Origin of the sequence: Demequina muriae (assembly GCF_030418295.1) — a bacterium.
GTDB lineage: Bacteria > Actinomycetota > Actinomycetes > Actinomycetales > Demequinaceae > Demequina > Demequina muriae.
On record NZ_JAUHQA010000001.1, the window covers coordinates 2,636,201 to 2,648,872 of the forward strand.

Genomic DNA, 12,672 nt, shown 5'->3' on the forward strand with positions numbered 1-12,672 from the left:
CGTGTCGCCCCACTCCTGGTCTATCGGTCGATCCGCTCGTGGACACAAGCGCTGAACACGGCGACGGCGGCGTCGGCGCGCGCGCTGACGAGCGCATCTGCTGACGAGTCGTCTCCCCTGCTCCGCGAAGGCGCCGATGCGGACACCACCAGCTCCGCCTCACGGCCGGCCGCACGCACCAGTGCCTTCAAGGATCGCGCGTCCCCGCCCGCGGCGAGGTAGGCGCCTCCCGCGACGACGAGGGGCACGCATGCTCGCTCGAACCTTCCGGGCACGCGCTGCTGCACCACGTCCTCAGCCTCGAGCACCGCGACCACGGACTCCGGCACGCCGGCGGCGTGCGCGAGCTCTGCCGGGGTGACGTACTGGGCGGTGTCCTCCACTGCGTGGGGGGTGACGGCGAGATGCATGCGGCCCGAGTCGAGTGCCTCGAGGCTGTCGGCGATCACGCTGAGCGGTCGGAAGTGGTCACGCTGCTCGCGCAGCACGAACCTCAGTCGCTCGATGTCGGCGGGCGAGTACTGGCGATACCCGGAGGCCGTGCGGTGCGGCGACACCAGGCCATTGCTGTCGAGGAACCGCAGCTTCGACGGAGTGAGGGCCGGGAACTCATTGCCGAGCTGCTGGAGCACATCGCTCACGCGGAGCATCGGCTCTCGGGACAGCGCGTGAGGCCAGTGTCCGCCGAGGAGCGCAGGCGCCGAATCGTCGGCCGACGTCGTGTCTGCCGCCGGGTGCGCTGCGCCGCTGGACGCAGCGTCCACGGCCCTGAGCGCGGACATTGAGGTCAGCTGGCCGTTCCGGGGTAGAAGCTCATACGGTACTTGCCGATCTGCACCTCGTCGCCATCGTGCAGCTCCACCTCGGTGACAGGCTCCCGGTTCACGTACGTGCCGTTGAGGGAGCCAGAGTCCTTCACGAAGAACTTCTTGCCGTCGCGGATGAACTGCACGTGCTCGCGGCTCACCGTCACGTCGTCGAGGAAGATGTCCCCGGACACGGAGCGCCCGGCAGTGGTCACGTCCACGTCCAGCAGGAACCGCGCCCCCTGGTTGGGGCCATGGTGCACGATCAGCAGCGCGCAGTCCTCATCGAGGGCGTCCACAGCCGTCTGATCCTGCGGCGACAGGCGGTGAGGAGCGTGCTCGTCCACCGGCATCTGCGCGTCGAGCGACATCGTGCGCTCGACGGGGCTTTCGTCGTACGTCATGACGCCACCTTTCTCACGTTGACCGTCCCCATCATCCTAGGTGCTCCTGGCCCCTCCGGGCGGACGCGCCGATCGTGCCCGAGTGGGAACGCTGCGAGACATCGCGGACGTACGCGATCCCAGAGATCCAGTACAGGCCCGCGGCCGCACACGCACCGATGATCGCCGCGACGTGCACGCCATCCCAACGGTCGTGAGCGAGGAACGCGAGCGGCAGGAAGACGTACAGCGCCGCCGTGGCGGCCTTGCCCGTGAACGTCACCTGCGGAGTGGACACGTGGTGGGTGCGCCCCACCAGCACGACCGTCGCCACCATCGCGTCACGCGCGAGCAGGATAGCCACGAGCCACCACGGCACGGCGCCCCGCAGCGCGAGTGCGATGACGACCACGATCGTGAGCAGCCTGTCCGCGGCGGGATCGAGGAGCCGGCCCAGGACCGTGACCTGCTGCCACCGGCGTGCGAGGAAGCCGTCGAGGAAGTCGCTCACGCCCGCAGCCACGAGCGCGCCCACGGCCCAGAGGTCGTAGCCCGCGACGAGGAGCCATCCAAAGACACCGATGAGCCCGATGCGCACCATCGAGATCACATTCGGCACGGTCCACACGGCGCTGCTCACCCTGACGGGCAGGTCTCGCGCGGTCGCCTCCGGCGGTGTCTTGCTCTCGAGATCGCGCGGCTCCTCCACGCCCGGGAGTCTACTTGGACTCGCCCTCCGCCGCGATGACCTTGTCGACCGTCTCGGTCGCGATGCGCGTCGCCTCGTCGTCAGAGGCGCCCCGTGCGAGCTCTCTCGCACGGATCTGCTCGAACCGGTAGTGACGGGTGTCCGTTGACTTCTGATCCGACATGTTCGTCTCCTTCCAGGCACGCTCACTTAGCCTGCACCCTCAGCCTAGGACCCTCGGGGGGCCTGCGCGAGGTCAGCGATCCAGCGCCTTCTCCAGCTCGGCCTTCGTCATGCTCGACCGGCCCTCGACTCCCTTGCGCTTGGCCTCTTCATACAGCTGGTCCTTGGTGCGGCCCTTCGCACCGGAGTGGGACCGCAGTCCGCCACGGCGCCCGCTCGAGATGTCGTCGGTCGAGGCCTTCGACGCCTGCTCCGACTCCCCCGAGCGCGCGCGCTCCTTGTTGACGGTGCGGGCGGCGATCTCCTCGGCCTCGTCCGTCGACTTCCCTGAGTCCAGCTGTGACGCCTTGATCTTCTCGTACTGGCGTTCGCGCTTGTCGCTCCATGCTTGCGGGGCCATGACTGCACCTCCTCCAGATCGGCATGACCGGGTCGTCCACGTCAACCGACCCGCCCGCGAGGATGTTCCGAGCGTCGGAGGCGGACGACCTCAGTCGGTGACGAAGCGAGGCGGGTCCGGCGGCGCCGCGCTCACGAGCCGCACGCGCTGGAGAACCCCGGGCTGCACGTCGCCCTCGCATCGCGCGACCACGGGTGGGTCGACCAGCTGGACCGTACGGTCGTCGAGCCCGACTCCCTCGAAGGTCTCACCCACCCGCGTGCGCAGCACCGCTGACTCGACAGCGTGGACGCATCGGCGCTCCACGTCGCCCGCGCGTCGGCTGCCCGCCGCAGTGTCGTCCGCGGCCGCCGCCAGGCCTGCCCGCGCCCACGCTGGCACCTCGCGCCCGCGTGCCGAGGCGAGTGCGGCCTCAGCGGCGTACCGATCCACGAGCCTGCGCAGCGGCGCAGTGACATGGGAGTACGGCGCTCCCAACGCACCGTGAGTCACGGGATCGGGCAGCGCGGCACCGTCATGAGCGAGATCGAAGGCACTCCAGTCTGCGCCCCGAAACAGTACCGTCGCCGCGTCCAGAAATGCGGCGGTCTCAGGCGCCCCATGGTCGAGGGACTCCAGCACGTCGGAGTAGTCCTGTCCCTTCCTCCACCGCACGCCCAGAGCCCCCGCCTGGGCGCGGAGTCTGGTCACCGCGCCCGCATCGGCCGCCGGCATCGTCCGCAGCACTCCCGCTCCGCCGGCGATCATGAGCGACGCGCCCACCATCCCGGTGGCGAGGGACACCTGGGCGTTGTCGTCCTCGAGCGGGCGCCCGGCCTCGAGCCGCAGCACGAACCGGTCCCCGACGGGAACCACCTCCTGCGACGGCTTGGGAAGGGTGACGCCGCCCTGGGACCGCACCATGCGCCGGCGGGCCTGGCCGACCTCGGCGAGCCGCGCCACGAGGTCGCGCGACTCGGCGTCTGTGGAGCTCGCGAGCTCGCGGTACGCGTACTGGCGTCTCGACCGCACCCACGCGCGCTCGAGAGCCACGCCGCCGATGGAGCCGTCCGCGAGGACGTCGAACGTCCACACGACGGCCTTGGTGCGCTGACCGGGCAGCAGTGACGCGTGTGCCTCCGACATCTCGCGGGGGTGCAGGCTCACACGGGTGTCGGGACAGTAGATCGTGACGCCTCGCGCGTGGGCCAGGCGATCGAGCGCCCCGCCGGGAACCACATGGGCACCGACATCCGCGATCGCGTATCGCACACGGTGGCCCGCCCGCATCCTCTCGATGTGCACCGCCTGATCGAGGTCTCGCGATCCGGGGGGATCCACGGTCACGAACGGAAGGTCTGTGGCGTCGGAGCGCCCGTCCGCCACGTGCGGCGGGTCGAGTTCCGTGGCACTGTCGAGGGCCTCGCGCCGCGCCTCATCCGGCGTGGAAACGTCCACGCCGGCATCGGCGCGGATCGCCTCGAATAGAGGAATGAGCTGATCGGCTCCAGCGCCGAGCCGCGTGACGGTCCGCATGGGGACCACACTAAGCGAGCGCCGTCACTGCCTTCCGAGCCGTCCGCCGTGCCGCAGGTCCTTCGCGACCCGCTGTGCGGGTCGAAACGGGGTGCCATAGCGATGGCTCGTGAGCGACACTGCCTGCTCCCGCAGGAACGGCATGAGCTCGAGCGCGGGAGCGGCGGTCACGGGTCCGTCGAAGACCGCGATGTCCGCGTGACCCCTCCACTCGCCATCGACCGTCCCGACGATGCGGACGCGCGCCAGGCCGTGGTCCCTCATCGCCGCGATGGACGCCTCGCTCGACTCTCGGCGCACCCGCACGCCCGCGGCGTCAAACGCCTCGGCCAGGGGCGCGGGCAGCGGGACCGCAGTGCTGACGATGCCACTCCCGCCTGCGCGCACCATCGCGGCGCAGACCCGGACGAGGTCGTCGGCGGCCGTGCCGTCCCACCGCACCATGGTGGGCGTCGGGACGTACCGGAGCACGTTCGCCTCGCACGCGAGCCCCGTAGGGTCGTGGCCGCCATCGAACTGCGTGTCCCAGGCGCTCTGGTCTGCGAGTGCCGCCGCCCGCACCCACTCGGCACCTGCGGCGCCGACGACTGCCTTCACACGAGGGTCCAGCTCTCCCCCGGCGTCACCGCCGATCGAGAGCTCGGCGCGGTCCCATCCGGTGAGCGTGGCCACGTAGTGGGGTCCGCCTGCCTTCACCGTGGGGCCCACCACGGAGCGCTTCCAGCCTCCGAAGGGCTGACGCTGCACGATCGCGCCGGTCGTGGCCTTGTTGACGTAGAGATTGCCCGCCTCGATGCGGTCCACCCAGGTCCTGATCTCCTCCTCGTCCACGGAATGGATCCCGGAGGTGAGCCCGTAGTCGACCGCGTTCACCAGCTCGATCGCGTGGTCGAGGTCGCGCGCTCGCATGATGCCCAGCACCGGGCCGAAGCACTCGATCCGGTGGAGGAAGGCTCCCGGCTCCACCCAACCGCGCACCGCGGGCGTCCACAGCCCGTCGGCCAGCCTGCGGGGCTCCACCCACCAGGTCTCCTCACCGTCGAGCTGCGTGAGGCCCCTCTCGAGTTTGCCGGTGGGCTCGGCGATCACGGGCCCCATCTGGGTCCCGGGGTCGGTGGCGGCGCCCACACGCAGTGACGTCACCGCATCGCGGAGCTGCCGATGGAACCGAGGCGACTCCGCCACGGACCCCACGAGCACGGCGAGGGAGGCCGCGGAGCACTTCTGACCGGCGTGGCCGAAGGCGGATGCGACGAGGTCGCGCACCGCGAGGTCCACGTCAGCGCTGGGCGTGATGATCATCGCGTTCTTCCCTGACGTCTCCGCATGCAGGTGGAGGTCGGGTCGCGAGTCCAGGAATCCCTGCGCCGTCTCGAAGGCGCCCGTGAGGATCACCTGATCCACGCGCGGATCTCCGATGAGCGCGTGACCCAGCCGCTGCGGGTCGATGTCGATGAGGCGCACCACGTCCGCGGGAACGCCCGCACCGCGCAGCACGTCGACGAGCACGGCGCTGCATCGACGCGCCTCTTCTGCGGGCTTCAGGATCACCGCGGACCCCGCCGCGAGGGCGGCGAGCGTGGAGCCGGCCGGGATCGCGACCGGGAAGTTCCACGGCGGCGTGACGACGGTCAGCGCCCGTGGCACCGGGACGGCGCCGTCGAGGTCGTCGAGACGTCGCGCGCTCCGGGCGTAGTAGCGCGCGAAGTCGATGGCCTCCGACACCTCGGGATCCGCCTGATCGAGGGTCTTGCCAGCTTCGGAGGCCATGACCTCCACGAGCTCGTCGCGCCTACGCTCCAGTTGATCGGCGACGTCTTCGAGCAGGCGGGCGCGCTCAGCGCCAGCCGTGCGTCCCCAGCGCAGGCCACCCGCATGAACCTCACTGATGCTGACGGCCAGCTCCGTGGCATGCTCGATGCGGGCCGCGGCGATGGCCTCCGCCCCGGCCGAGCGTGCGGACGCTCGGCTCAGGGTCGCCGCCCCCTGTCGACGCACGGTCTCGACCGCCGGGTCGGCGTCGGAGGCGTTGCGGAATCCGTCCTGGGGCGCAGGCGGGAGTCCGGCTGCCCGATGCGACGGTGACGGCGCGGGTCGTGCTGCCAGCGCGCACGCCTCGCGGAAGGCTCTCTCCTCGCGGTCGAAGTCGGCCGGGGTCGCGGCCAGCGTCGGGAGCCTCGACAGGAAGTTCTGCGGGTTCGCGACCTCCTCGAGACGACGCACCAGGTAGGCGAGAGCGACATCGAAGTCGGCGGGATCGACCACGGGCGTGTAGAGCCGCAGGGCTCCGACGTCCCGCGCGACGGCGCTGGCCACCGGCTCTCCCATGCCGAGCAGCATCTCGAACTGCACTGCTCCCGCGACCCCGCGGCGCGTGGCCATGTCCCATGCGTGCGCCACATCGAAGAGGTTGTGCCCGGCGACTCCGACGTGCAGGCTCCTGGTGGACTCCGGGGTGAGCGCCGCGTCGATCATCCGCTTGTAGTGGGCGTCGCTCTCGACCTTGCTGCCCCAGGGTGCCAGCGGCCACCCCCGCAGTTCGGACTCGACGCGTTCCATCGAGAGATTCGCGCCCTTCACGATGCGGACGCGCAGGGGCGCTCCCCCGCTCTCGACGCGCTCGCGCGCGAGACGCTGCACGCGCTCCAGCGCACTGGTGGACTCCGGCAGGTACGCCTGGAGCACGATGCCTGCCGACAGGTCCCGCAGGCGGTCGTCCCGCATGAGCCGCTCGAAGACTGCGAGAGTCACCTCGAGATCCCGGTACTCCTCCATGTCGAGGTTGACGAACGTGCCGGATGCGTCGCGGGCCGCCTCGTACAGCGGGAACAGTGCCGCGGTGATCTCCTCCACGGCGCCGTCGACGTCCCACGGCGAGTGAGGCGCGGTCGCAGCCGAGACCTTGATCGACACGTAGTCCACGTCGGGGTGCTCGATGAGAGCCCGCGTGCGCTCGACGCGACGCCCGGCCTCGGCTCGCCCCAGCACCGCCTCGCCCAGCAGGTTGACGTTCAGCTCCTCTCCCCCGGCTCGCAGGGCCCGCAGTGCCTTGGACAGTCGACGCGGGCGCGAGTCGACCACGAGGTGCGCGACGAGGGCGCGGACAAAGCGACGCGCGATCGCGACCGTCGTCCGTGGGGCGAGCCGTGACGCCACCGCTCCGGCGCGCGCCAGCCACACCAACGGTGACGGGAGGTGTCCGGGTGCGTCGGCCGATGCGCGGCGCAGGGCCGCTGCCGCCACCTGGGGGTCCTCCGGCCGCACCAGCCCGTCCACGACCTCGGTCAGGTATCGCAGACCTCCGTCCGACCTCAGGGCGTGGCCCATGATCCGCGCTCCGAGCGTGGGACGCGACGTCTCGGATTCCTCGAGCCATCGGCGCACCTGGCGGACGGCACGATCAGCGTCGTGATGGACAGGAACAGCGGCGGGGACGGCCATGACCTCAGTCTGCGGCTCACTGATACTTGAGGTCCATCCATTAATAGTGGAGTTCATTGTGAAGGTGTGCTGAACTGTCGGCATGCTGACGATCCACCGCCTGAGGACTCTGCGCGAGTTCGCCATCCGCGGCACGGTCGCGGGAGCTGCGGACAGCCTCGGCTACACCGCATCGGCCGTGTCGCAGCAGCTCTCGGCACTCGAGGCGGAGACGGGTGTGCGACTGCTGCGCAAGTCGGGACGACGGCTCGTGCTCACGATGGCCGGCGAGCGGCTGGTCGACGCAGCCGACACCGTGCTGGACGCGGTCGAGGCCGCGGAATCGGACTTGCGCGCCACCCACGATGAACCGGCAGGCACGGTGCGGCTCGCACTGTTCCAATCGGCGGCGTTGTCACTGCTGCCCAGCGCTCTCTCCCACCTCCGTGAGGCGGCGCCACGCGTGCGGCTCCAGGTCACGCAGAGCGAGCCCGCTCAAGCGCTCGAAGACACGTGGGCACGCAAGTACGACGTGGTCGTGGCCGAGGAGTACCCTCACCATTCCGCGCCTCACTACCCGGGGCTGCGCAGGGAGACGCTGGTCGAGGACGAGATCTCCGTCGCGTCGCGGACACCCACCGCCTCCCTGGCCGATCACCGGGACAGCGCGTGGGTGATGGAGCCCCGTGGCACCGCCTCGCGGCACTTCGCCGAGCAGACGTGCCGGCTCGCAGGATTCGAGCCCGATGTGCGCTACGAGACCGCTGATCTCCAGGCCCATATCGCGTTGGTCGCCGCGGGCGAGGCGGTGTCGCTGCTCCCTGGCCTCATGTGGATGACGGCGCCACCGGACCTGCCCCGCAGTCCGCTGCCGGGAGCGCCGCGGCGCGCTGTCTTCGCCGCCCTCCGGGCGACGACGTCGGTGGACCCGGCGGTCACCGCTGCGCTCAGCGCCCTTCGACGGGCCGCCGCTCCTCTGGGGCGCGTGTAGCACCGGCGCCGGCGCCGGCGGGTGTGCTGGTGGCGCCGTGGACCAGCAAGGTCGCGCCGGCCACCGCCGCCGGCATGAACAGCGCCGCCCCCAGGGGGATCAGGAACAGCACGAAGACCGCCGCGCCGAAGCCTCCCGAGCGCGCCCGGTGCTGCCGCAGCACCGCCCGCCGTGCTGCCAGTGACACGTGGCCCCTCCTCGCGAGCGGATACGCCGTGAGCTCGAGCGCGAGGAACCAGCCGCCGATCGTCGCGCCCGCGATGAACGCCGCCGGGCCACCCACCACCGGCACCAGCCCGATCAGAAAGAGCCCCATCGCGAAAGGGAGGGTGAGCAGCGCAAGTCTCACGCCTTCGCTCACGCTTCGCAGCAGCGCCCGCGCCCACGGCTCGTCGGGTTCGGCCCCGGTGAAGCCCTGCTGGGCATCGACGGCGCGGCCGATCCTCTCGAAGAACGGCTGTCCGATGGTGAGGGTGAAGGCGGTGAATGCGTACACCGCGACCAGCACCGTCGCCGCCACCACGGCGAGACCGGCGATCACCTGCACGGCGGACTGCGCCCATCCGTCCTCCGACACGACGAGCTCGGCGATGGCCCTCGACCAGTCCGCGACCTGGGTCGCGACGACGAAGGCGGATGCGCCGAACAGCACGGTGGTGATTGCTCCCGGCAGCAGCCCCCAGGCCATGAGTGCCGGGGATGTGCTCCACGTGCGCAGGCCACGCCAGGCGGTCGATGCGCCGATGAGCGCCTCACGCGCGGTCGAGATGGCTCCTGAGGGTGATCGGGCGGCCATGTGGCGATGGTAGCGGTCGCGCCGTGACTATCCTGGCCCCATCCCTGAGCCCTCCGACGCCCTTGGCGGTGCCCCCTCATGACCGACCTGCTCCTGCGCAATGCCCGCCTGCTGGGGCGCGACACCCCCGTCGACATCGCCGTTCGCGGGGGCACGGTGGCGGGCATCGCACCGGCGAGCGGAGCCGCCCCGTCCGGACCTGCGGCTGAGGTCCTCGATCTCGAGGGCCGCTGGGTGACGCCCGGGCTGTGGGACCACCACGTGCACTTCACCCAGTGGGCCATCGTGCGACGCCGGCTCGATCTCTCCGGGGCCCGCAGCGCCGCAGCCGCCGGCCAGATCATCGCCGCGCGCATGGTCGCCGAGATCGAGATGCACGAGCCGATCATCGGCTATGGGTACCGCGACGCCATGTGGGAGGACGAGGCGACTGCCGAGGTGCTCGATGAGGTCGCCCCGCACCGGCCAGTGGTGGTGCTGTCGGGCGACATGCACGCGTGCTGGGTGAACACCGCGGCGCGGGACCGCTACGGACTTCCCGATGCCGGGGTGCTGCGCGAGGACGATGCGTTCGCGTTGCAGATGCGCCTCGAGAAGGCGGCGCCCGGAGACGAGGATCTCGCGATCTCCGAAGCCGCCGTCGCTGCCGCGTCACGCGGCGTGGTGGGCATCGTCGATCTCGAGATGGCCCACAACCTCGCCGGGTGGACCGAGCGCATGACCAGGGGCCTGCACGCGTTGCGGGTGCACTCCGGCTTCTACCCCGCCGAGTTCGACGAACGCATCGAGGCAGGGTGGCGCACGGGAGACGAGGTCCCCGGCACCGACGGCCTGCTCACCATCGGGCCGCTCAAGATCATCACTGACGGGTCACTCAACACGCGCACCGCGTACTGCCATGATCCGTACCCTGGCCGCGACACCCGCGGCGTCCTGACGGTGTCTCCCGAGGAGTCGGAGGCGCTGCTCACCCGCACCGTGGACCACGGCTTCACGGCGGCCGTGCACGCAATCGGGGACGCCGCCGTGACTCATGCCCTGGACGCCTTCGAGCGCACGGGCGCTCAGGGCACCATCGAGCACGCGCAGCTGGTCCGGCACGACGACCTGTCGAGGTTCGCCGCCCTCGGTGTCGCCGCATCGGTGCAGCCAGAGCACCTGTGGGACGACCGCGACCCCACCGAACGCATCTGGCCGGACCGCGCCGATCGCGCGTTCCCGCTGGGGGCGCTCCGAGACGCGGGGGCACGGCTCCTGCTCGGGTCTGATGCGCCGGTCGCCCCCCTCGACCCGTGGCGCGCGATCGCGGCTGCCGTGCACCGCTCTGCAGACGAGCGAGCGCCGTGGCACCCCGAGCACTCGCTGACGCGCGAGCAGGCGCTGATCGCCTCCGCCGGCACACTGCATGTCGCCGAGGGCGGACCCGCCGACCTCGTGGTGCTGGAGGCGGATCCGCTTCACTGCGTCAACTCCGCTCTGGTGCGCATGCCCGTCGCGGCGACGCTGGTCGCCGGCCGCTTCACGCATCGCACGCTCTGACCCGCGGAAAGCGCAGCCCCGCGGACACCGCAGCCACGCTGACCGCGCAGCCCCGCGGGGCTGCGCAGCGCGGACGTTACAGCAGGGTCGCGCTCTCGAGGGCGACGTGAGTGCCGGCCAGCGCCTGCGACACCGGGCAGCCGTCCTTGGCCTCTTCTGCGAACTCGCTGAAGCGCACCTGGTCGATGCCGGGCACCGTCGCGGTGACGGTCAGGACCGACGACGTGATGCCTTCTCCGGGCACGAACGTCACCTCGGCGCTGGTGTCGATCTGCTCGGGTGGTGTACCCGCCTCGGTGAGCGCGTGCGACAGCGCCATCGAGTAGCACGAGGCGTGGGCCGCAGCGATCAGCTCTTCAGGGGTGGTGGTCGACCCCGAACCCTCTGCGCGTGCCTTCCAGTCCACCGCCAGCGTCGCGACCCCAGTGGCCAGGGTCGTCGTTCCCTTGCCCTCTGCGAGTGATCCGTGCCAAACCGTCGAAGCCTTGCTGTGCACTGCCATGTCGCTGCCCTTCGTGTGGTGTCGGACGCGGTCCGCGCCCTCGCTGTCAGTCAAGCATGCGCACCGTCCACCTGCGCGCCGAGTGCGGTCGTGAGGCTGGCGCGGTCGTGAGGCTAGCGCTGTCGTGAGGTCAGCGCGGGACTGCGGTCGAGGGTGCTGTGGCTTGCGCATCGGCCGTGCCGCGTGTCTCGTCCGGCGAGGGGCCACGGTCGCCGCGGGTCGCGGCCCACCCCAGCGCGGCGCACACCACCCCGGGCACGCACAGCACGAGGCCCAGCCACGTCGGTGCGAGATACCCCCACCCGGCCGCGATGACGATGCCGCCGAGGAACGCACCGAGCGCGTTGCCGATGTTGAGGGCGGAGTGGTTGAGCGCAGCGGCCATGGTCTGGCTGTCGCCCGCCACATCCATGAGCCGTGTCTGGATCGCTGGCGACAGCGCCGCGGCTGCGCCGCCCACCAGGAACAGGCCAAGAAGCAGGCCGGGGACCGAGCCCGCTCCCGCGATCAGGACCAGCAGCGCGGCGACGAAGACGCCGAAGAGCTGGAACACGGCTCTCAGGGCGCCGCGATCCGCCAGCCGGCCGCCGACGAAGTTGCCAGCAGTCATGCCCAGCCCCAGCACGACGAGGGCGACCGGGACCAGCGACTCGGTGGCTCCGGTGACCTCGGTGACGAGCGGCGAGACGTAGCTGTAGACGGCGAAGAACCCGCCGAAGCCGAGAGCGCCGGTCAGCAGCGCGAACCACACTGCGGGGCGCGCGAACGCCCGGAGCTCGCGCCCCATCGTGGCGCCAGGATCGCCCGGAGCGCGAGGCACGAACGCGATGATCGACGCCGTGCTCAGTGCGAACAGTCCGGCGACGGCCAGGTAGGCGGGCCGCCAGCCGGCCTGTTGGCCGAGGTAGGTGATCGCGGGCACGCCGATCACGTTGGCGATGGTCAGACCCGCCAGGACGAACGCGACGGCCTGGCCGCGCTTGCCCGGCCCCATGAGCCGTGCCGCGACGAGTGCCGCGATGCCGAAGTACGCGCCGTGGGGCAGGCCGGCCAGGAACCGCGCGGCCACCACGGTCTCGAACGTGGGAGCGACCGCTGACGCGACCGTGCCGACGGTGAAGGCCGCCGCCAGCACGGTGAGCACCGTCTTGCGCGGGTACCGGGCCACGATGGCGGCGATCGTGGGCGCGCCGGCGACGACGCCCGCGGCGTAGGCGGTCACGATCCAGCCGGCGCGCGCGATCGCCTGCTCCGGGCTGGCGTCCCACAGTGCGGGCACCAGGTCGCGCGCCATGTCCGGCAGCAGCCCCATCGCCACGAACTCCGTGGTGCCGATGCCGAATCCGCCCAGCGCGAGCGCGAAGAGCGCAAGGCGGGTGCGTGCTGGCGAGAGGGAGGTCATAGGAGTGGCCGATCGGTGGCGGGTCAAGGGGCGCGCTCACCCTTGAG

12 protein-coding genes are annotated in these 12,672 nt (G+C 71.2%); 2 read left to right on the forward strand and 10 right to left on the reverse strand.

Annotation, left to right across the window (positions count from 1 at the left end):
- Positions 1-20: 20 nt before the first annotated feature.
- From ftsR to QQX02_RS12465, 7 genes are all read right to left on the reverse strand, one after another.
- Complete coding sequence (gene ftsR, locus QQX02_RS12435; RefSeq protein WP_301143463.1) at positions 21-782, reverse strand: transcriptional regulator FtsR; 762 nt, start codon at positions 780-782, stop codon at positions 21-23.
- A gap of 5 nt (positions 783-787) precedes the next feature.
- Positions 788-1,210: an FHA domain-containing protein gene (locus tag QQX02_RS12440; RefSeq protein WP_062133788.1), complete on the reverse strand. Its 423-nt coding sequence runs from the start codon at positions 1,208-1,210 to the stop codon at positions 788-790.
- Between the two features lie 31 nt (positions 1,211-1,241).
- On the reverse strand, positions 1,242-1,898 hold the full coding sequence (locus QQX02_RS12445; protein ID WP_301143465.1) for a CDP-alcohol phosphatidyltransferase family protein: 657 nt from the start codon (positions 1,896-1,898) through the stop codon (positions 1,242-1,244).
- Positions 1,899-1,908: 10 nt separating this feature from the next.
- A complete protein-coding gene (locus QQX02_RS12450; protein WP_301143466.1) occupies positions 1,909-2,061 on the reverse strand; it encodes a hypothetical protein in 153 nt (50 codons plus the stop codon).
- Between the two features lie 72 nt (positions 2,062-2,133).
- On the reverse strand, positions 2,134-2,460 hold the full coding sequence (locus QQX02_RS12455) for a plasmid stabilization protein (protein WP_301143468.1): 327 nt from the start codon (positions 2,458-2,460) through the stop codon (positions 2,134-2,136).
- Between the two features lie 90 nt (positions 2,461-2,550).
- Positions 2,551-3,975, reverse strand: a complete 1,425-nt coding sequence (locus QQX02_RS12460) for an RNB domain-containing ribonuclease (RefSeq protein ID WP_301143469.1) — start codon at positions 3,973-3,975, stop codon at positions 2,551-2,553.
- Between the two features lie 24 nt (positions 3,976-3,999).
- Positions 4,000-7,416, reverse strand: coding sequence for a proline dehydrogenase family protein (locus QQX02_RS12465; protein ID WP_301143470.1), 3,417 nt, complete (start codon positions 7,414-7,416; stop codon positions 4,000-4,002).
- Positions 7,417-7,498: 82 nt separating this feature from the next.
- Here QQX02_RS12465 and QQX02_RS12470 point away from each other — a divergent pair, with 82 nt between their 5' ends.
- On the forward strand, positions 7,499-8,386 hold the full coding sequence (locus QQX02_RS12470; protein WP_301143471.1) for a LysR family transcriptional regulator: 888 nt from the start codon (positions 7,499-7,501) through the stop codon (positions 8,384-8,386).
- Here the strand turns inward: QQX02_RS12470 and QQX02_RS12475 are convergent.
- The gene (locus QQX02_RS12475) at positions 8,343-9,182 is read right to left on the reverse strand and encodes an EI24 domain-containing protein (RefSeq protein ID WP_301143472.1); all 840 of its coding nucleotides are present in this window, start codon (positions 9,180-9,182) and stop codon (positions 8,343-8,345) included. The genes QQX02_RS12470 and QQX02_RS12475 overlap by 44 nt on opposite strands.
- Positions 9,183-9,260: 78 nt before the next feature.
- Between QQX02_RS12475 and QQX02_RS12480 the strand changes: the two genes are divergently transcribed.
- Positions 9,261-10,721 carry an amidohydrolase gene (locus tag QQX02_RS12480; protein ID WP_301143473.1) on the forward strand — a complete coding sequence of 487 codons (1,461 nt, stop codon included), beginning with the start codon at positions 9,261-9,263 and terminating at the stop codon, positions 10,719-10,721.
- Positions 10,722-10,797: 76 nt separating this feature from the next.
- On the opposite strand, the gene QQX02_RS12485 is transcribed toward QQX02_RS12480, so the two are convergent.
- Positions 10,798-11,223, reverse strand: a complete 426-nt coding sequence (locus QQX02_RS12485; protein WP_301143474.1) for an OsmC family peroxiredoxin — start codon at positions 11,221-11,223, stop codon at positions 10,798-10,800.
- Positions 11,224-11,353: 130 nt separating this feature from the next.
- Complete coding sequence (locus QQX02_RS12490; RefSeq protein WP_301143476.1) at positions 11,354-12,625, reverse strand: MFS transporter; 1,272 nt, start codon at positions 12,623-12,625, stop codon at positions 11,354-11,356.
- Between the last annotated feature and the right edge of the window lie 47 nt (positions 12,626-12,672).